General features: G+C 63.3%; 17 protein-coding genes and 1 pseudogene. 7 read left to right on the top strand and 11 right to left on the bottom strand.

The window, feature by feature from the left end:
• Window positions 1-83: 83 nt before the first annotated feature.
• The 9 genes from WJU18_RS17790 to WJU18_RS17750 form a co-directional block, all read right to left on the bottom strand.
• Window positions 84-761 (bottom strand): phosphatase PAP2 family protein, encoded by a 678-nt coding sequence (locus WJU18_RS17790; protein WP_423454396.1) that lies wholly within the window; start codon window positions 759-761, stop codon window positions 84-86.
• A complete protein-coding gene (locus tag WJU18_RS17785) occupies window positions 758-3,091 on the bottom strand; it encodes an MMPL family transporter (RefSeq protein WP_423454394.1) in 2,334 nt (777 codons plus the stop codon). Before WJU18_RS17785 ends, WJU18_RS17790 begins: the two co-directional genes overlap by 4 nt.
• 75 nt (window positions 3,092-3,166) lie before the next feature.
• Window positions 3,167-3,718, bottom strand: a complete 552-nt coding sequence (locus tag WJU18_RS17780; RefSeq protein WP_423461029.1) for a LolA-related protein — start codon at window positions 3,716-3,718, stop codon at window positions 3,167-3,169.
• 31 nt (window positions 3,719-3,749) lie between these two features.
• Window positions 3,750-4,673 carry an acyl-CoA synthetase gene (locus WJU18_RS17775; protein WP_423454392.1) on the bottom strand — a complete coding sequence of 308 codons (924 nt, stop codon included), beginning with the start codon at window positions 4,671-4,673 and terminating at the stop codon, window positions 3,750-3,752.
• Window positions 4,670-5,044 carry a hypothetical protein gene (locus WJU18_RS17770; RefSeq protein ID WP_423454390.1) on the bottom strand — a complete coding sequence of 125 codons (375 nt, stop codon included), beginning with the start codon at window positions 5,042-5,044 and terminating at the stop codon, window positions 4,670-4,672. Before WJU18_RS17770 ends, WJU18_RS17775 begins: the two co-directional genes overlap by 4 nt.
• A complete protein-coding gene (locus WJU18_RS17765) occupies window positions 5,041-6,384 on the bottom strand; it encodes an AMP-binding protein (protein ID WP_423454388.1) in 1,344 nt (447 codons plus the stop codon). Before WJU18_RS17765 ends, WJU18_RS17770 begins: the two co-directional genes overlap by 4 nt.
• 20 nt (window positions 6,385-6,404) lie before the next feature.
• Window positions 6,405-6,689: a phosphopantetheine-binding protein gene (locus WJU18_RS17760; protein ID WP_423454387.1), complete on the bottom strand. Its 285-nt coding sequence runs from the start codon at window positions 6,687-6,689 to the stop codon at window positions 6,405-6,407.
• 48 nt (window positions 6,690-6,737) lie between these two features.
• Complete coding sequence (locus WJU18_RS17755; RefSeq protein ID WP_423454385.1) at window positions 6,738-8,015, bottom strand: beta-ketoacyl-[acyl-carrier-protein] synthase family protein; 1,278 nt, start codon at window positions 8,013-8,015, stop codon at window positions 6,738-6,740.
• Window positions 8,015-8,272: an acyl carrier protein gene (locus WJU18_RS17750; RefSeq protein WP_423454383.1), complete on the bottom strand. Its 258-nt coding sequence runs from the start codon at window positions 8,270-8,272 to the stop codon at window positions 8,015-8,017. Before WJU18_RS17750 ends, WJU18_RS17755 begins: the two co-directional genes overlap by 1 nt.
• Window positions 8,273-8,545: 273 nt before the next feature.
• On the opposite strand from WJU18_RS17750, the gene rimP reads away from it, so the two are divergent.
• The 7 genes and pseudogenes from rimP (at window position 8,546) to WJU18_RS17715 (ending at window position 18,278) form a co-directional block, all read left to right on the top strand.
• A complete protein-coding gene (gene rimP, locus WJU18_RS17745; protein WP_423454382.1) occupies window positions 8,546-9,160 on the top strand; it encodes a ribosome maturation factor RimP in 615 nt (204 codons plus the stop codon).
• 114 nt (window positions 9,161-9,274) lie between these two features.
• The gene (nusA, locus tag WJU18_RS17740; RefSeq protein WP_423454381.1) at window positions 9,275-10,759 is read left to right on the top strand and encodes a transcription termination factor NusA; all 1,485 of its coding nucleotides are present in this window, start codon (window positions 9,275-9,277) and stop codon (window positions 10,757-10,759) included.
• Between the two features lie 24 nt (window positions 10,760-10,783).
• A pseudogene (infB, locus tag WJU18_RS17735) lies at window positions 10,784-13,812 on the top strand (translation initiation factor IF-2).
• Between the two features lie 66 nt (window positions 13,813-13,878).
• Entirely contained in the window at window positions 13,879-14,253 is a 375-nt protein-coding gene (gene rbfA / locus WJU18_RS17730; RefSeq protein WP_423454380.1) for a 30S ribosome-binding factor RbfA, read from the top strand.
• 3 nt (window positions 14,254-14,256) lie between these two features.
• Window positions 14,257-15,237: a tRNA pseudouridine(55) synthase TruB gene (truB, locus tag WJU18_RS17725; protein WP_423454379.1), complete on the top strand. Its 981-nt coding sequence runs from the start codon at window positions 14,257-14,259 to the stop codon at window positions 15,235-15,237.
• A complete protein-coding gene (gene typA, locus WJU18_RS17720; protein ID WP_423454377.1) occupies window positions 15,234-17,060 on the top strand; it encodes a translational GTPase TypA in 1,827 nt (608 codons plus the stop codon). The genes truB and typA overlap by 4 nt, the downstream gene beginning before the upstream one ends.
• A gap of 279 nt (window positions 17,061-17,339) precedes the next feature.
• A complete protein-coding gene (locus tag WJU18_RS17715; RefSeq protein ID WP_423454375.1) occupies window positions 17,340-18,278 on the top strand; it encodes a DMT family transporter in 939 nt (312 codons plus the stop codon).
• A 58-nt stretch (window positions 18,279-18,336) separates the two neighbouring features.
• On the opposite strand, the gene WJU18_RS17710 is transcribed toward WJU18_RS17715, so the two are convergent.
• Window positions 18,337-18,729, bottom strand: coding sequence for an ATP-binding protein (locus WJU18_RS17710; RefSeq protein ID WP_423454373.1), 393 nt, complete (start codon window positions 18,727-18,729; stop codon window positions 18,337-18,339).
• A gap of 112 nt (window positions 18,730-18,841) precedes the next feature.
• Window positions 18,842-20,068: a cyanate transporter gene (locus WJU18_RS17705; protein ID WP_423454371.1), complete on the bottom strand. Its 1,227-nt coding sequence runs from the start codon at window positions 20,066-20,068 to the stop codon at window positions 18,842-18,844.
• Between the last annotated feature and the right edge of the window lie 25 nt (window positions 20,069-20,093).

The raw sequence follows: 20,093 nt of genomic DNA, 5'->3' as shown, positions 1-20,093 counted from the left end.
GAATTATCCTCAAAAAGGCAGCGAGCTTATGTCAGAAGGAGTAGACAATCACGCCCCTCGCCATCCCGCAGCCAGGAGCGTGTTTACGCGCTCCTCGCCGCGATCCGCAGGCTCCACCAGCCAGCCACTGCTCCCAGCGTACCACCCGCGAGCAAATCGATCAGCAGGTGCTGCTTGACCGCCAGCGTGGAGTAGCAGATGCCTGCGCACCACCAGATGTTGACCCATTTCGGCCACGTGGGGGCGGCCACGGAGCGCAGTGTGGATTGCAGCCACATGCAGGAAAAAACAGCTGCGGCCACATGGAGCGAGGGGCAAGCATTGCCGTTCGTATCCACGGCGTACATCATGGCGAACAAGCCGCTGCCTTCCCGTGTCCCCACGGCCTCGGAAACCGAAGTGGGCCAGAACACGAAGATCAGCAGACTGATGGCACACATCAGGCCTATGTGGACGCCGTAGCGCGCTAGCTGCCGCAAGTCCGGTTGCAGCGCCACGGGCAAGGCGGTGTACACCCAGAGCGAAAGGTACAAGCCCAGCGCAGAAGGCTGGAAGCCGATCCAGCGGTCAAGGGCGGTGGCCGGGATCTGCGTGACATCGAACACCGGATGGCGCTGGATATAGAGGTACAGGTAGAAGAAGATCACCAGGAACACCGTATTGCCCGTGGCCTTGAGCCAAGGCAAGGTGCGGAACCGCTGGCGCAGGGTGGTCACCCACGGAGCGGTGGCGGGCTGGGCGCGGGCCGGTGTGGTGTTCATGGTGAATCCGGAATGGGCTCGCTGGCGGACCAGCTCATGGCCAGCAGCAGGGCCAGCAGGGCACCTGGCCCAACCGTGGTGCCGATGGCATAGAGCACGGGCACTTTCGAGAATGACAGCACGCCGAAGCCGATCATGGTGGATACATTGGCCAAGGCCAGCGAAGCGAGCGCGGCAGAACGCGGAATCCCCGCGGCTGAGGAGGCTTCAGGCCCGGCGGCGCCAACCCGCTGGTTGAAGAACAGCGCATAGTTCGAACCCACCGCGGTGATCAGCAGCAGGCCCACCAGGTGCAGAAGCGTCATCCTCACGCCGCCCAGCAGATGCCCGGCCATGACCAGCACCACAGCCCCCGCCAGGGGCAGCACGACGCGCAGCACCTGTATGGGGTTGCGCAGAGCCCAGGCGAGCAGCAGCACGATACATAGTCCCCCGATCATGGAGAGGATCAGGGCCTGTTGAAGGTATTGGCCGAACATGCTGGTGGCCTGCTCTTCGAGATCCAGGTAGAAGGCCTCTGTTTCAGGGGCCGGTGGCTCCAGCAGTTTGCTGGCTTCCGCCTTGATTGCGGCGGCTTCGGCGGCTGTCGTGCCCTCCGGCAAGCGCAGGGGCATGAGCACGGACCAGCCGTCCTTGCGTGGCAACAGGAGGCTCTGCACCGCGAAGGCGAAACTTGTGCCATGCAGCACCTCGGCCGTGAGCAGGGGAGCCGAGCGCGCTTCGCCCACATCCTTCACAAAGGGCTCCAGCCGGCTGGCTTGCAGCGGAAGGCCCGAGAGCGCCGCCGAGAGGCGGGTGCGCAGCTCGGACTCATCCGGCAGGGCGTTGCGGCGGGCCTGCTGGGTGGCCAAGCTGGGCATGAAGCGGGCGGGGGTTTCAATGCCGTTGATCCGGCCGCTGGCCATCAGCGGTTGCAAGCGCTGTTCGATTTGCTCGGCTGCTCGGAGCGCACCATCTTGCGTGGAGGCCGACACCACCACCATATGCTGCAGCGCAGGCGCGCCAGCGTCCTTGCGCAGATCGGCGTCGAGCTTCTGCAGATCCATGGGGGCGGGGTTGAGCCCGGAGAGTCCCTGGGACCACAACCGGGAGTGCCCTTGCACCACAATGACCAGCGCTACCAGTGTCAAAACCGCCACTGGCCAGCGCAGCCAGCGTGCGCCAGCGCTCAGGCGGCTCATCCATTCGCCCAGCCATGCGATCCGTTTCATCGGGACTGGCGCGGTGGGCAGCGCGGGCAGCACGAAACGCGTGACGGCCGCGGCGGCCAGCAGCCCGGCCACCGAGTAGGCACCCAACTGGGCCAGCCCGGGGAAGCTGGAAAACAGCAGCACCACGAATCCGCAGATGGAGGTGGCGACGCCCAGGCGTATGGTTGGCCAGTAGTTGCGGCGCCAGGCCTCGGGATCATGGGCCTGCACCAGGTAGTAGATGCTGTAGTCGATCGATTCACCGATCAGCGTGGTGCCGAAGCCGATGGTGATGGCGTGAATGGTGTCAAAGCCCAGGCCCACAGTGGCAATGGCCACCAAAATACCGGAGGCCACCGGAATCAGGCCGATCACTACATTGCGCAGCGAACGGTAGACGGCAAAAAGCAACGCAAAAATGGTGAGGCTGCCGATCAGCGACAGGCGCTCCACCTCGCTTTTGATGGTGCTGCGGGCATGCACCGAGAACACTGGAGTCCCCGACATGCGCAGGGAAAGCTTGCCGTCCGGATTGGCCGCATCAAAAGCGGTTTGAATGTCCGTCAGCGTGCGTTCCTGGGCATCGGTGTCGGTGCCCGCCGCGGTGGTCATGGTGATCAGCAGCGCGCGGTCGCCGTCGGCCGAAGCCCAGGCGCCATCACGGCTGGAGGGCATGTTGGCGCCGGCAATGGCCTCCAGCGTCCGCACCAACTCGCCCGTGGGGTCGCGTGGCAACAGGTTTTTCAGAAGCAGACCGGCCGAGCCAGTCAGATCCGCCACCGTGTTTGCAATGGCCGAATGCAGGCCGGCTTCGCTGAATCGCTCGGCGGTGACGCCGGGGCTCAAGATATAGCGGTAGTGCAGCAGCAACTCCTGGTCGCGCTCGCGGCTGGCTTCGTCGCCGTTGACCACACCAAGGAACTCGCCACTGGCGCGCAGCTTGGCTGCCAAGGCTCGGGATGCATCGGCGCGGGCTTCCGGCGTGCCGCCGTCGATGCCCATCAGGATCATGCGCGAGAGCGCGCCTTCCCGGATCTGATCGACCAGCAGACGCTGGCGCGCATCGGGATCCTTGGGCAGGAACGCCGACATGTCGGTGCTGTAGCGGCTGGTGGCCACCACGGCGGCGCAGGCGATCATTGCCAGGATCCATAGCCACAGTGCCGTACGGTGACTGCGGGACCGTGATTGAGCGGACGACATTCGTGCGCAGCCCTACTTCACGGGCTCGATGCTCATCACGGAGCTGTCGCCGTCGGACTGCAGGGTCTCGATAGTGGAGATCTGGTTCTGCTTGCCGCTGATCAGGATCTGGGTCACCCAGCGCTGCGTGCGCTCATCGGCGGGGATCAACACCAGGCGCCAGCTGGCTTCGGTGCCCGAGAGTTGCAGTGCATAGTATTGCCGCAGCAAGGATTGATCGCCCATCAGCGTACCGCGAATGGCCTCCACGATGCCCATGACCTCGGGGTATTGCTTCAGGCGCAGTTCATGCTTCTTGCCATCGCGCACCACGGTGAGGCGGTCGCGTTCGAGCACCAGTGATTCGGGCTTGGGTTTCAGCGTGTTTTTCTCCAGCCTGTCCGGCGGGCTGTAGAGCAGGGTGCCCGAGCTCACCACGGGCGCATCGAGCATGGAAAGCTTCTTTGTTTCAGTAAAGCGGGCCTCGCCGGCCGGGTGCCGGGCCAGGCGTTGCATCAGCGCATCCACATTCCATTGCGCCCATGCGGACGGCACAAAAACCAAGGCGGACAGAGCGAGGAGCATTCCTCGCGCACGAAATGAGAAGCGTGGAGATTCAGCGCGGCGTGTCATGCCAGAAATCATAGAAATTGAACCAGTTCCAGGGCGTTTGCCTGCAGTGTGCCTGCAGCAGGTCAACGAACCTGTCCTGGGCTGTGGTGATAGCGGTGGCACGGTCTTGGGCCGTGATGGAGGCGAAGTCGAGAACAGGCTCGAAATGAAGATGGTAGCGGTTGCCGCCCAGGTAGGCGCCCGCCATGAAAACCACCGGTGCGCGCAGCATCGCTGCCAGGCGAAAGGGCCCGAGAGGAAACGGGGCCGGTTCTCCCAGGAAGGGCACGGCCCGGACGTTGGCGTCGTTGGCATTTTCAAGTGTGCGGTCGGCCAGAATGCCCACGCAGCCTCCGGCGGCAAGATGCTCCCTGGCATGCAATATGGACTCCGGCCGGCCAAGCGAGATCACGCTATCGGCCAGGGCGGGGTTGATGGCTTCCAGCACGGCGGTGACCATGCGCGCATTGTCTGGATACATCAGCATCTTGGCCTGGATGCCGTGGCGCTCACCCAGCACCCGCAGCGCTTCGAAGCTGCCGAAATGCCCACCCACGAGCACAATGCCTCGCCCTTCGGCGCGCAGGTTGGCAATGTGCTCTTCGCCAGAGATTTTCACTTCGAACAGATCGAAACAGCCGCGCAACCAATAGACCCGGTCGTGCACGACCGAGGCGAACGACAGCACATGCCTGAAGCCGTCAGGCAGACGCGCGGTGCGGCCCAGTGCGCGGGTGAGAAAAGTCCGGCTGGCGCGCTTGGCAGAGGGCGCGAAGACCACGAAATACGCGGCAATGAAGTAAAGAACCAGGCGGCTCACTCGGCGGCCCAGCGTAAGCGAAAGCCAGACCATCAGGCGCAGCACGGGCATGGAACTGCGCTCGGGCCGCTGAGCCCAGACGGCCTTGTCGCTGGCGGGTTGTGTCATGGCGCGGCTTCTTCACCGGACAGCACCAGCGAGCCCGATGCGACAACGCGGGCGGGTGTGCCTGCCTCGATGATCACGAAACGCATGGCGCTCGCGCTGGCCGAGGTGCGCGACTCGAGCGTGGCGCCGGGCAGGGCGGCGCCTTGAAAACGCGCTTCGCGGATCTCCAGAACCTCGCGGCCGGTGGCTCTGCGGACGTCGCTCGCCAGCCAACTCAGCAGCAGCGCCCCAGGCACGACAGGCTGCCCCGGGAAGTGCCCTGCCAGCACAGGATGATCGGCCTCTACCTGCCAGCGGTTCAATACCGGCCATGTGGACCAATCAAGCTGCCTCGCGGGCACCTTCGTGGGTGTTCTTGCCGCTGCGGTCATGAGCGCGCGGGCGGCTTGTGCGCCACATAGAGCGCGAGCAGATCCGACCGCACCAGCTTGCCTGTGGCATTGCGCGGCAGCGCGTCGACACGGATCAAGGGGCGGGGGAGAAACACGGGGTCGATGCGGGCGCGCAGCTCGTCCAGCAGCGTTTCCGGGTTCAGCTCCGGCGCCACGATCAGCGCCGCCAGCCGCTGCACGGAGTCACTGCCGTCCGCGCTGGCAGGCGCTTCGTCGGGCTGAAGGAAACAGCCATCCACGACGCCCGGAATCGACTGCAACTGCGCATTGAGGTGTGCAATCGAGGTTCTCTTGCCCACGATATTGACCATGTCGGCATGCCTGCCCAGCAGCACGAACCGGTCCGAGCCCTGAGGGGCGATATGGTCGGACAACTGCACTTCGCCTTCCACGTGACCTCCATAGACCCAGGCGCCTTCGTTGTCGGTGCGCATTTGCACGCCGGGAAGCAGTTGCCAGGCAGGGTCTTCGACAGGTCGGCGGCTGGCGACTTGCCCGCTTTCCGTACAGCCGTAGATTTCCAGCAGAGGGGCTGAAAATCCCTTTTCTGCACGCTCCGCGAGAGGCAAGGCCAGTGGTGCCGTGGCGCTCAAGACCATGTCGCAGGGCGGCAGGGGCAGGCCGGAGTCCAGCAGGGTGGACAGATGAAACGGGGTCGTCACCAGCATGCCTGGGCGGGGCAGGGCTGCGAGCACTTCTACGATGTCGGCCGGGTAGAAGGGCTTGCCGTGCCAGATGCTGGCACCCCCCTGCAGCGCCAGCAGAACGCTGGATTCAAAGCCATACATGTGCTGCGGCGGCACCGTGGCGACGATCGCGACCCCGCTCGCGCGCAAGCGCTCCGATTCGGCGGCTCCATTCACGCACAGCCGCCCCCAGCTCTTGGCGTGCGCCGTGGGTTCCCCGGTGGAGCCGGAGGTGAACACGATGGCCGCAATATGCTCCGCATCAAGCAATGGGGCGGCCGCGGAGGGCAGGCTGGCCGAGGGGCGAGCGGCGATCTGCATCTCCGGCAGCCCCGGCGCCCGGTCGCGCCCATCGTGCAGGCATACCAGGCCGGGGTAGGCGGCTTGCAGCTGCGAGATGGTTTTTGGCGCGAAGCTGGAGGGCATCAGCGTGGTCTTTCCAGCCAGGGCAGCAGCGGCAAACCCCAGCATGAAAAGATACCGGTCCTGGCAGGAATTGATGATGTAGGCGCCCGCGGGCAGTTCGCCCGCCAGATCCAGCGCTTCCTGGTGGAATTGCCCGGCCGTGATGGTTCCGCCGCGCCGATGCGCAATGGCATCGCTGGGTTGATGGCTGCTGAGCGGGTGCCGCATCCTCAGGCTCTCACTCTCGGTCAGGCCGTGCGATGCGTGGCGATATGCTGGGTCAGGTTGCGCAGCGATGCGTAGATGGCGGTCTTTTCCTCATCATCCGCACGCAATTGAAAACCGTACTTCTTCGATACCGCCAGCGCTACTTCGAGGATATCGATGGAATCCAGGCCCAGCCCTTCGCCATAGAGCGGCGCATCCGGATCGATCTCGGATGGCTGCATATCCAGGTTGAGGGCGGAAATCATCAATTGCGCCACCTCGGGAATGAGGGTGGACACATCTGCCGAAGAAGAGGGAGTAGACATAGAAACGAGAGAAATCGGAAAAATTATCCCTGATGAGGGAGTTGGGGGCTACTGCCTCGTGGTCTTGAAGGCCAGCACGGCATTGCTGCCGCCAAACGCAAAGGAGTTGGACAATGCGGCACGGACACGGCTGCCGCGCAAGGCTGTGTCGCGAACATGCGCGACGCCAGCGCAACTGGCGTCCACTTCGTTCAGGTTCGCCGTAGGTGGCAGAGTGTCATGGTAGAGCGCGAGCACGGTCAGAAGGGCTTCCACGGCTCCGGTGGCTCCCATCAAGTGGCCATGGGCGGATTTCGTGGCGCTGACCGCCACCTGCTTGGCGTGCGCGCCGAAAACTTCCCGCAAGGCTGCGATCTCGATGGGGTCGCCTTCACGCGTGGCTGTGCCATGGGCGTTCACATAGCCGACCTCCGTGGGCGACAGGCCCGCTTCGCCGAGAGCCATATTCATGGCCGCGACCTGGCCGTTCTGATCGGGCCGCACGAGATGGACATGGTCCGCGTTGGCGCCGTACCCCGCGATCTCGGCGTAGATGCGTGCGCCCCTGGCGACCGCGTGGTCCCAGTCTTCCAGCACCAGCGCCGCCGCGCCTTCGCCCAGCACCAGCCCGGCGCGGTCGGGGTGGAACGGCTTGCAGGCCTGCGGAGCGCTGGTTTCATCGCCCGGCGCGAGCACCTTGAGGGCTTCCCAGGCACGCACCACCGCATAGGCCAGGGTGGCATCCGAGCCACCGGCCAGCATCAGTTTGGCGCTGCCCCTCCGGATGTGACGGAAGGCTTCGCCAATGGCGGAAGCGGCCGAGGCGCAGGCCACGCTGTAAGTGAGGGCGCTGTTGCCCAGTCCCAATTGAATCGAAATATGCCCTGCCGCGGCGTTGTTCATGCCCAACACCACCGACATGGGCGCCACCCGCTCCTTGCCGTGCTGCCAAAAATCGCGGTAACCGCGCTCGAAGGCCATCAAGCCGCCCAGCGCGGTGCCCCAGGCGACTCCGGCCTCGCTGGCCGGGTACGGCGCTTGCTCGCTTCCACGGCTGAACCCGGCGTCCTTCCAGGCATCGAACGCCGCCGCGACACCCAACTGGGCAAAGCGTTCCATCATGCCCGAGAGCGCTTTGCCAAGCCGTACTTCGGGGCGGAACGCCGCGCACCGCACGGCCGGAATGGAAATGGCCCGGGGAATATCCTCCGTGGTGTAGAGCGAAAGCGCGGATTGGCCTTCTGCTATACGACGAAAGAAGTCATTAGCTCCGTCGCTGCCTGGAGCTTCGCTATCGTCAAACGGGTTGACGATGCCGAGTCCTGTGACCGCTACCCTGCGCTGCATCAGTGCGTGGCAGGGGGTGACGCAGAGGGCGTGCTACCCCCGGCTTGCAGGTGAGCGTCGATCAGGGTGATGAGCTCGCCCACCGTTTCCGGCAGCGCATCGGCTGAACGGATGTCCAGCTCGGTATTCGCCCGGTCCTCGAACTCGAACAGCATCTCTGCGAACATAAGGGAATCGACGCCCAGATCGGCCAACTTGGCCTCAGGCACCACTTTTTCCCTCTCCACATCCAGCCGCTCGGCTAGAAAATCCCTCATCAACCCCAATGTGTCCACTTGTCCGGCACCTGTTCAGTGTCCCATACTCTGATTGGGCCTGATGATATGCGAAGCGCCGGTCCTTCCCTGAACACGTTGGGAGCCAGCCCGCAATGAGCGCAAAAAGCCGCCTTTCGTGGTAGAATTGCATCAATTCACGACCAAATCTAGATTGGTGGGCGGGTTGCAACCGCCCATTTTTTTTGGTCTTTGTTTTTTGACGTTTTGTCAGGGTTTCAGGGTCAGGCGGCCCGAGGTGCGAATTTGAAGAGCGTGTCGTTGCAGCAAACAATCGAAGATACCGTGCGAGGGCTCGGTTTAGAACTGGTGGAAACCGAGCGTTCCGCCGGCGGGTTGCTGCGCGTCACCATCGACTTGCCCTGGCAGCCGGGCACGCAAGAGCAGGCTGTCACCGTTGAAGACTGCGAACGCGTCACGCGCCAGTTGCAATACGTGCTGGAAGTCGAAGGAGTCGATTACAAGCGGCTGGAGGTGTCCTCCCCCGGGATCGATCGGCCACTGCGGCACGAGCTTGATTTTGAGCGCTTCCAGGGCGAAGAGGTCGACATCACGCTGAAGGCTCCTATTGGCGCAGCGGTGGCGGCCGGAGCGGCGGGGCCCGAGGGCGCCAAGATGAGCGCCAACCGGAAGAAATTTCGCGGCACCCTCCAGCGGGCCGAGCCTTCGGGCTGGCAGATCGTCTGGAGCGATGAAGTCGCGGCCAAGCCGGGGCAGCGCGTCAGCGCGCGCCGCGCGCCGCCGCCCATGCATGTCATGGCGTTCACGCTGGACGAACTTCAAGGCGCTCGCCTGGCGCCTGTGGTGGACTTCAAAGGGCGCCGGCGGCCGGCGCCGGATGATCAGGAAAAGGTTTCTGGAAAGGGTTGACGGCCTGCAAGGGCTTGGCCAGTGACCCCATTGGAGGTTTTTAGGCAGTCTTTTGGTCGTAAGTGCCGTGCCTCTTTCACGGGCGGGTGGATTTGATATGGAGTTTTCTTAATCATGAATCGCGAACTGTTGATGCTGGTGGAAGCCATTTCGCGCGAGAAAAACGTCGAGCGCGACGTGGTGCTGGGCGCGGTCGAGGCCGCGCTCGCCCAGGCGGCCAAGAAGCTTTATGAAGGCGAGGTGGATATCCGTGTGGCGATCGATCGCGAAACGGGTGATTACGAAACCTTCCGCCGCTGGCATGTGGTGCCCGATGAGGCCGGCCTGCAATTGCCTGAGCAGGAAATTCTGCTGTTCGAAGCCAAGGAACAGATTCCGGACATCGAGGTCGACGAGTACATCGAAGAGCCCGTCGAATCCGTGCCCATCGGCCGCATCGGCGCCATGGCTGCCAAGCAGGTCATTCTGCAGAAAATCCGCGACGCCGAGCGCGAAATGCTGCTGAATGACTTCATGTCGCGCGGGGAGAAAATCTTCACCGGTACCGTCAAGCGCATGGACAAGGGTGACATCCTGGTCGAATCTGGCCGGGTGGAAGGCCGCCTGCGCCGCAGCGAGATGATCCCGAAGGAAAACCTGCGCAACGGTGACCGCGTCCGGGCCATGATCATGGAGGTCGATCTCACCCTGCGCGGTGCGCCGATCCTGCTCTCGCGCTCGGCGCCAGAGTTCATGATCGAGCTCTTCCGCAACGAAGTGCCTGAAATAGAGCAAGGCCTGCTGGAGATCAAGAGCTGCGCCCGAGATCCCGGCAGCCGCGCCAAGATCGCGGTGCTGAGCCACGACAAGCGTGTCGATCCCATCGGCACCTGCGTCGGTGTGCGCGGCACGCGTGTCAACGCCGTCACCAACGAGCTCGCGGGCGAGCGCGTGGATATCGTGCTGTGGTCTGAAGACCCGGCGCAGTTCGTCATCGGTGCCTTGGCACCGGCGAACGTGCAATCCATCGTGGTCGACGAGGAAAAGCACGCCATGGACGTCGTGGTCGACGAGGAAAATCTCGCGATCGCCATCGGCCGCGGCGGCCAGAACGTGCGCCTGGCATCAGACCTCACGGGCTGGAAAATCAACATCATGGATGCGGCCGAATCGGCGCAGAAGCAGGCCGAGGAAACTGGATCCACGCGCCAGCTGTTCATGGAAAAGCTCGATGTGGACGAGGAAATCGCCGACATCCTGATCGAAGAAGGTTTCACCAGCCTGGAAGAAGTGGCCTACGTGCCCATCCAGGAAATGCTGGATATCGAGAGCTTCGACGAAGACACCGTCAACGAGTTGCGCGCCCGCGCCAAGGACGCCTTGCTGACCATGGAAATCGCCCGCGAAGAGCAGGTCGATGCCGTGTCGCAAGATCTGCGCACCCTCGAAGGACTGACCCCCGAGCTCATCGCCAAGCTGGCCGACGCCGGCGTACAGACTCGCGATGACCTGGCTGACCTGGCTATTGATGAACTCACCGCCATTACCCAGCAGTCTGAGGACGAAGCCCGCGCACTCATCATGAAGGCGCGCGAACACTGGTTTGCAGACCAAGAGTAATGGTCATGGAGACACGCACAGTATATGACGAACACCACCGTTGCAGAGTTCGCGAACGAACTCAAGAAGCCGACCGATACCCTGCTTGAACAACTGCAAGCCGCTGGCGTGGCCAAGTCGGCTGCGTCCGACGCCTTGACCGACAACGACAAGCAAAAACTGCTGAACTATCTGCAGACGAGTCACGGTACCCAGACGGCTGAGCGCAGGAAAATCACGCTGACGAAGAAGTCGACCAGCGAAATCAAACAAGCCGACGCTACCGGCAAGGCGCGCACCATCCAGGTCGAGGTGCGCAAGAAGCGAACCTTCATCAAGCGCGACGATGAGCTGGTGGCTTCGCAGCCCTTGGCCCAGGAGGCACCTGAGCCGGCTCAGGCTCCAGTTCCGGTTACGGCACCAACGCCGGCAGCGCCGATCATCGATCAGGCCGAACAAGCGCGCCGTGAGGCAGAAGCCCGCCGCCACGCCGAATTGCTCCGCCGTCAAGAAGAAGAATTGGCTGAAAAGCGCCGTCAGCGCGAAGAGCAGGAGCGCCAGAATGCGGCTGCGCGTGCTCAGGAAGCTGCGGCAGCGGCAGCCCCCGCTCCCGTTCCCGCGCCGGCGCCCGTGTCTGCACCTGAACCCGAACCCGTGCAGGCCGCCGTCGTGGCTGAAGAAGTATCCAAAGAGGAAACCCCGGCAGTGCTAGCTCAGGCTGAACCCGCCCAAGTCGAAGAACCCCAAGTCAAAGCGGAGCCGGCCAAAGCCGAAGCCGCGAAGCCCGAAGCGCCCAGGAAGCCAGCTGAAGCGCCGGCTGTACAGGTCGCGGCACCCGCACCGGCCGCACCTGCGCCTGCTGCATCCGCCGCCAAACCGAGTGCTGACGATGAAGCAGCGCGCCTGCGCGACCAGGAAGCCCGCCGCCGCAAGGCGCTGGCCGAGGCTGAGGCCATCCGGAACATGATGAATGCGCCCCGGCGCGTGCTCGTGGCCAAGAAGCCCGAAGAGCCCAAGAAGGCTGAAGAAACCAAGGCCGCTGGCGTGAAAGGCACGCTGCACAAGCCTGCTGCTGGCGCTGCCAACAAACCAGGCGGCACGCCCGCTGCGGCGCCTGCTGGTGGCAACAAGGAGGTCAAGTCGGCCAAGCTGTCCTCCAGCTGGGCCGGTGATCCTGCGAAGAAAAAGGCATCCCGACCCGTGGCGACAGCTCGGGTGGCGTGGGACGCAACAACTGGCGCGGTGGCCCGCGCGGACGCCGTGGCGAGCGTGATCGTGGCGACGATCACCGCATGCAGGCGGCTCCCGTGGAGCAACGCATCATTGAAGTGCATGTGCCCGAGACGATTACCGTCGCCGAACTGGCGCACAAGATGTCGATCAAGGCTTCCGAGGTCATCAAGCAGTTGATGAAGCTGGGCCAGATGGTCACCATCAACCAGCCGCTGGATCAAGACACAGCCATGATCCTGGTTGAGGAACTCGGACACAAGGCGGTCGTGGCCGCGCTGGATGACCCCGAGGCGTTCACCGACGAAGAAGTGCAAGCACAGGCCGCCGAAGCGTTGCCGCGTGCCCCTGTGGTGACCGTCATGGGCCACGTTGACCACGGCAAGACTTCGCTGCTCGACTACATCCGCCGCGCCAAGGTGGCGGCGGCCGAAGCGGGCGGGATCACGCAACACATCGGCGCCTATCACGTTGATACGCCGCGCGGCGTGGTGTCCTTCCTGGACACCCCCGGCCACGAGGCCTTCACCGCCATGCGTGCGCGTGGTGCCCAGGCTACCGATATCGTCATTCTGGTGGTGGCCGCCGATGATGGCGTCATGCCGCAGACGAAGGAAGCCATCAAGCACGCGAAAGCGGCAGGTGTGCCGATCGTGGTGGCCATGAACAAGATCGACAAGCCTGAGGCCAATCCCGAGCGTGTCAAGGCTGAACTGGTGGCCGAGGAAGTGGTGCCCGAGGAGTTCGGCGGTGATTCGCCTTTCGTTCCCGTGTCCGCCAAAACAGGCCAGGGCGTGGACGATCTGCTCGAGCAGGTGCTTCTGCAAGCCGAAGTGCTGGAACTGAAGGCACCGATCGATGCTGCCGCCAAAGGTCTGGTGATCGAAGCACGGCTCGACAAAGGCCGCGGTCCCGTGGCTACTGTGCTGGTGCAGTCAGGTACCTTGCGTACGGGGGATGTCGTGCTGGCCGGTCAGACTTCTGGCCGCGTGCGCGCCATGCTGGACGAGAACGGCAAACCCATCAAGGAAGCTGGTCCCTCGATTCCGGTCGAAATCCAGGGCTTGACTGAAGTACCTCAGGCGGGCGACGACTTCATGGTCATGGCCGACGAGCGCCGTGCCCGCGAAATTGCCACTTACCGTGCCGGCAAGTTCCGCAACACCAAACTGGCCAAGCAGCAGGCAGCCAAGCTGGAGAACATGTTCTCCGACTTGAGTTCCGGCGAAGTCCAGCACTTGCCGATCATCATCAAGGCAGATGTTCAGGGTTCCCAGGAAGCGCTGGCGCAGTCGCTGCTCAAGCTTTCCACCGACGAGGTGAAAGTCCAGTTGGTGTATGCCGGCGTGGGCGGTATCAGCGAATCCGACATCAACCTGGCCATTGCTTCGAAGGCCGTGGTCATCGGTTTCAACGTGCGTGCCGACGTGGGCGCGCGCAAACTGGCCGAAGGCAATGACGTCGACATCCGTTACTACAGCATCATCTACGATGCCGTCGATGAGCTGAAGGCAGCCATGTCGGGCATGCTGGCACCCGAGCAGAAGGAAGAGGTCATCGGCCATGCCGAGATCCGCACTGTGTTCGTAGCGTCCAAGATCGGTACGGTGGCCGGCTGTATGGTCACCCACGGCGTGGTGCGCCGCGATGCACGCTTCCGCCTGCTGCGCGACAACGTCATCATCTACACCGGCGAACTCGAGTCGCTGAAGCGGATGAAGGACGACGTGCGTGAAGTCAAGGAAGGCTTCGAGTGCGGTATCAAGCTGAAGAACTACAACGACATCCGGGAAGGCGATCAGCTGGAGATTTTCGAGATCAAGGAGATCGCGCGTACGCTGTAATGAGTGGCCAGAACCCTCGCTACCACGGTAGCGAGGGGTTCGGCCATTGGCGGTCACGCACTTGCCATGCCACGAAAAAGCACCACTCCCAACCGTAGTTTCAAGGTGGCCGACCAGATCCAGCGCGATCTGGCGGAGTTGATTGCGCGCGAGCTGAAAGATCCGCGTGTCGGCATGGTGACCCTGAACGCAGTCGAGGTCACGCCCGACTACGCCCACGCCAAGGTGTATTTCAGCCTGCTGACCGGTGACCCCGAGGAAACCGCAGAGGGTCTGAATGCGGCCGCGGGTTTCTTGCGCAACGGGCTTTTCAAGCGCCTGCACATTCACACGGTGCCTACGCTGCACTTCGTTTTCGACCGCACCACCGAGCGTGCCGCGGACATGAACGCTTTGATCGCCAAGGCTATTTCGTCACGCGCAAAAGACGCAGAAGATTAAGTCATGAACGCGCCGCGCACGAGGGTCGTCCGGCGCCCCGTGCACGGGGTGCTGCTGCTCGATAAGCCACTGGGCCTGTCGAGCAATCAGGCTTTGCAGAAAGCCAAGTGGTTGCTGCGCGCCGAAAAAGCAGGCCACACCGGCACACTCGATCCATTGGCCACCGGCGTGTTGCCGCTATGTTTCGGTGCCGCCACCAAATTCAGCCAATTGCATCTGAACGCCGACAAGCGCTATGAAGCCACGATCCAGCTGGGCGTGACCACCAGCACCGGCGATGCTGAGGGCGAGGTGACCGACAGGCGCCCGGTGCCGGTCATCACGGCCGAGCAGATGGAGGCGGTGCGCCAGCGTTTCACGGGCCGTATCAAGCAATTGCCGCCCATGCACAGCGCGCTCAAGAAAGACGGCAAGGCGCTGTACGAATATGCGCGCCAGGGCATCGAGGTAGAGCGTGCTCCCCGTGAGATCGAGATCTACGAACTCCGCATGGAGCGGGCCGAGGTCGACGGGGATGCGCCCTTGGCCATGAAAATCAGCGTCAGCTGCAGCAAGGGTACCTACATCCGTACCTTGGGCCAGGATATTGGCGAGGCTTTCGGTTGTGGCGGCCATCTGACCGCTTTGCGGCGCACGGCCACAGGGCCGTTCGTGACCTCGCAATGCATCAGCCTCGAAGCGCTGGAAGCCTTGCCCGAAGCGGAGCGCTCCCAGCACCTGCAGCTTCCCGAAACCTTGCTGCCTGATCATGTCCCTGTCACGCTCGGCCATGAAGATGCGGGGCGTTTCCTGACCGGCATGCGCCGCCGCGGTTCATGGCCTGACCAGGAGCAGGTGGCGGTGTTTGGCCGCGAACCACATGCCTTGCTCGGTACGGCGCATGTCAAGTCGGGTGAGTTGATTCCGGCGCGCCTGCTGAGCCCGATTGAAATCCAGCAGATCCTTGCCGCATCGCGCGGCCAACAACACGAAGCTATCGTATGAGCAAACAAATCCGCAACATTGCCATCATCGCGCACGTTGACCACGGTAAAACCACCATGGTCGATCAGTTGCTGCGCCAGTCCGGCACCTTCGCCGACCACGAAAAAGTGGTCGACACCGTGATGGACAACAACGCCATCGAGCGTGAGCGCGGCATCACCATTCTGGCCAAGAACTGCGCCGTTTCCTGGAAAGGCACGCACATCAACATCGTCGATACCCCCGGCCACGCGGATTTCGGCGGTGAGGTGGAGCGGGCGCTGTCCATGGTCGATGGCGTGCTGCTGTTGATCGATGCGCAGGAAGGCCCCATGCCCCAAACTCGCTTCGTCACCAAGAAGGCGCTGGCGCTGGGGCTGAAGCCCATCGTCGTCGTCAACAAAGTGGACAAGCCCGGCGCCCGTCCTGATTACGTGATCAACGCTGCGTTCGAGCTCTTCGACAAGCTCGGTGCCAACGACGAGCAGCTTGATTTCCCGGTGGTCTACGCTTCGGGCATCAACGGTTGGTCTTCTCTTGAAGAAGGCGAGCAGGGCGAGCAATGGGGCCCTGACATGTCGGCCTTGTTCGAGACCGTGCTCAAGCACGTGCCGGCGCACGAGGGCGATGCCAATGCGCCGCTGCAGCTGCAGATTTCCGCGCTTGATTTTTCCACTTTCGTGGGCCGCATCGGCGTGGGCCGCGTCAACGCCGGCACCGTCAAGCCCGGTATGGACGTGGTGGTGGCCGAAGGCGAAGACGGCAAGAGCTTCAAGGGCCGCGTGAACCAGGTGCTCACCTTCCAGGGCCTTGACCGCGTTCAGGTGACCGACGCTGGCCCGGGCGAGATTGTGCTGATCAACGGCATTGCCGACATCGGCATCGGCGTGACCGTGACCGACCCGGCCAACCCGCAGCCCCTGCCCATGCTGCATGTGGATGAGCCCACGCTGACGATGAACTTCTGCGTCAACACCAGCCCCTTGGCTGGACGCGAAGGCAAGTACGTAACCAGCCGCCAGATCTGGGACCGGCTGCAGAAAGAACTGCAGAGCAACGTGGCCCTGCGCGTGCGCGAAACCGACGAAGACGGCATTTTTGAAGTGTCCGGCCGGGGCGAATTGCACTTGACCATTCTGCTTGAAAACATGCGCCGCGAAGGCTACGAGATGGCCGTGAGCAAGCCGCGCGTGGTGTTCCGCGAGGTCAACGGCGAGCGCCATGAGCCGATCGAACTGGTAACCGCGGACATCGAAGAGGCTCACCAGGGCGGTGTGATGCAGGCCCTTGGCGAGCGCCGTGGCGACCTGATCAACATGGAGCCGGACGGCCGTGGCCGCGTGCGCCTCGAATACCGTATTCCCGCCCGTGGTTTGATCGGTTTCTCGAACGAATTCCTGAACCTGACGCGCGGCAGCGGCCTGATCAGCAACATCTTCGACAGCTACGAGCCTCACAGGGGCGACATTGGCGGCCGCAAGAATGGTGTGCTCATCAGCATGGATGATGGCGAGATCTTCACCTACGCCCTCGGCAAGCTCGATGATCGCGGACGCATGTTCGTGCGCCCGAACGATCCGGTGTATGAAGGCATGATTGTGGGCATTCACAGCCGCGACAACGATTTGGTGGTGAACGCCACCCGCACCAAGCAGCTGACCAACTTCCGCGTCAGCGGCAAGGAAGATGCGATCAAGATCACTCCGCCGATCACGTTGACGCTGGAATACGGCGTCGAATTCATCGAAGACGATGAACTGGTCGAAATCACGCCGAAGAGCATCCGCCTGCGCAAGCGCCACCTCAAGGAGCACGAGCGCAAGCGCGCTAGTCGAGAAAGTTGATCCCCCTGAGGCACTTCGTGCCATCCCCCAGGGACGCGGCCAGCGGCCTGGCAAAGCCAGCTCCGCGGCTGCACGCGCATGGCCTGCTCCGCGGCCGTCTGATCTTGCCCCCTCTCCCGCATGCGGGAGAGGGTTGGGGTGAGGGCAAGCGGTGCCACCAAAGCACACCGCTCCATATGCAAGCCACTCATTTGGCAAGCGCTGTTTACCCTCACTCCATGCGGTGCGGCTGTCGCGCATAATCCCGCATCCCTCAGGCCATCCATCACTGATTCCCACATGACCACGCCCGCGCGACCAAGCACACCGGGTTGGAGTCATGCTCGCGCGGTCTGGGCCATGGTCGCCGTGACGCTGATGTGGTCGGTCGCCGGCGTGGTCACGCGCCAGCTCACCGAAACACGCGGCTTCGAGATCACGTTCTGGCGCAGCTTCTTCACCGTACTGGCGCTGCTGGTGATCATGCCGCTGTGGCAAGGTATCGGCTGGTTTCGCGCCGTGCACTGGACCAACAAGGCGCTGCTGCTCTCGGGTGTGTGCTGGTCCTTGATGTTCACTGCCTTCATGGTGGCACTCACCCTGACGAGCGTCGGCAATGTGCTGGTCACCATGGCCGTGGGGCCGCTTTTTACGGCACTGGTGGCGCGAATCGCCATCGGCCATCGCATGCCAGCGCGAACCTGGGCCGCAATCGCGGTGGCTGGGGCTGGCATTGCCTATATGTTCATGCGCCAGTTCGACACGCAAGGCTCGCTCATGGGCATGGCGGTGGCGCTTGGCGTGCCGATCGGTGGTGCGATCAACTGGACAGTGGTGCAACGCAGCCAAGCCCACGGCGAGCGCGTCGACTTGGTGCCGGCCGTTTTGGTGGGTGCGGTCATCTCGACGCTGGCCATGTTGCCTTTCGCGCTCCCGCCAGCGGCCACGAAGACAGATCTGGCCTGGCTCGCCATGCTGGGCTCGGTTCAGTTGGCGATCCCGTGCGTGTTGTCGGTCTTGAGTGCCCGTGTGCTCAAGGCGCCCGAAGTGTCCTTGCTGGCGCTGCTCGAAGTGATCTTCGGCATTCTCTGGGCGTGGTGGGGTGCTGGCGAAGCACCAGGGCAGGAAGTCCTGATCGGTGGTTTCTTGGTGATCGGGGCGCTGCTTTTCAATGAGTTGCTGGGCTGGCGCAGCCGCCAGGCGGCTCCACGCATCCAGACGCTGGACGCCGAAAGCTGATCAGCGAGGTAGGGTGCGCACTTTGTGCACACACCCTGTGAACACCTTCCTTCAGCCGTTACGGCTTGGCGATTTTCCACATCCCGGCGACACCGTCGCCGGTCTTGTCGCCAGGTTTCGCATCCTTGATGAAGTAGTACAGCGGCTGGCCTTTATAGGCCCACTGCCGGGCACCGTCCTTGCGGACAATGATGTTGTAGTCGCCGATGGGTTTGGCCGTGGCGGCTACGCCAAGGGGCGGCCAGTTGGTGGCGCAGGTGTCATAGCAAGCGGAAGCGCCGCTGCCTTTTTCGTCCTTGCTGAAGAAATACAGTGTCTTGCCCGTTGGCCCGATCAGTGTGCCGTCGGCAGCTTGCGCCGGTGTGCTGGGCGCCTGCGAAGACGAGGTACCCATGCTGCCGCAGCCAGCCAGGGCCAGAGCGGAAAGAAGAGCAATGCCGGTCAGTTTCATGTGTTTCTCCTTGGTTCAAACTAGGCCAGTGTACTCACTGACCTGCTCCGAATATGTCAAAACCATGGCACACCAATGGCAACAGGACATGACTGACTGGCCGCCCATGCGGCTAGATCTCCGATGCGGCTGTCTTCATGCCCTTGCGTCTGGCGGCTTGGCTTTCCAGGTCCATGGCTTGGGCGTAGCTCGCGGGACTGACGCGCCAATACAGCGCTGTGACCAAAGCCGCGCAGCCCAGATGAAGCAGCCAGCCTGCACGGAAACCACCGGTCGAGTCATGTAGCACAGCCACGATCCAGGGCGGTATGGCGGAGATCAGGAAGCCGCCGCCCTGCATGAGCGCGGACAGCGCGCCCGCTTGCGCCGGATCGGGCAGATGATCGAGCCCGGCGATCAGCGACAGGGCAAAGCATCCGCCCAGGCCCGCACCCAGCAGCATGGCCCACGCCACGGGGGCAGCCTCGGGCCAGAAGGCCAAGGCTGCAAAGCCCAAGATCTGCATGGCAAGCGTCACCCACAGCCAGGGCCGGCGGTCCTGGCTTTTATTGGCCAGCATCGGCAGCAGCAAGGCGGCGAACGCCTGGCATACGGCCAGTGCCGCCAGCAAGCTTCCGCTGGCTGCCGCGCTCCAGCCGTGTTGCCGGTAGAAGGGGGCGAGCCACGCCACTACCGTGGAGTAGCCGCCGTTGACCAAGCCAAAGCACGCCATCAGCAGCCACACGCGGGGCCGCTTCAGGTATTTCTTGATGGCCACGGAGCCCTGGCGGGTAGCGGCATCGCGGGGCAGGCTGCGTGCCGCCAGTACCAGGGCAAGCACCGCAGGCACGGCCATCCAGGCCAAACCGATGTGCCAACTGCCGCTGCTGGCGGATATCCAGGGCGCCACCTGCGCGCCGAGCGCTCCGCCCCCCATCAACATGGCCGAATAGAGGCCCATCACGACCCCGACATGGCGAGGAAACTGCCGTTTGATGATGCCGGGAAGCACAGCCTGCACGACTGCCGCGCCAAGCCCCAGCAGGGCAGCGGTTCCAACCAGTTGCCAGCCGTTGCTGGTAAACAGGCGCAGAAACGAGCCCATGAACAGCAAAGCCAGCGCGGTGATGACGGCGCGCCGCTCTCCGATCCGTGCCTGCAGCCAAGGGCCCATGAAGGCAAATACTCCCATGAGGAGCATTGGCACCAGTGTCAGCAGCGACATTCCTTTCAGGCTGAGGCCGGTCTGCAGGCCGATGTCGGCCGCCAGAGGCCCGATGCCGGTGATGAAAGGCCGCAGGTTGAGCGCGACCAGGGCTACGGCCGCCAACAACAAGGCGGCTGGCTTGGTGGGTGTCATTCCTTGGATCGCTCCAGCGGTACTG

The sequence above is a fragment of the Ottowia sp. VDI28 genome (assembly GCF_049532675.1).
Classification (GTDB): Bacteria; Pseudomonadota; Gammaproteobacteria; order Burkholderiales; family Burkholderiaceae_C; genus Ottowia.
Note: the sequence above shows the minus strand (reverse complement) of the source record. Positions and strands in the feature narration are given on the sequence as shown.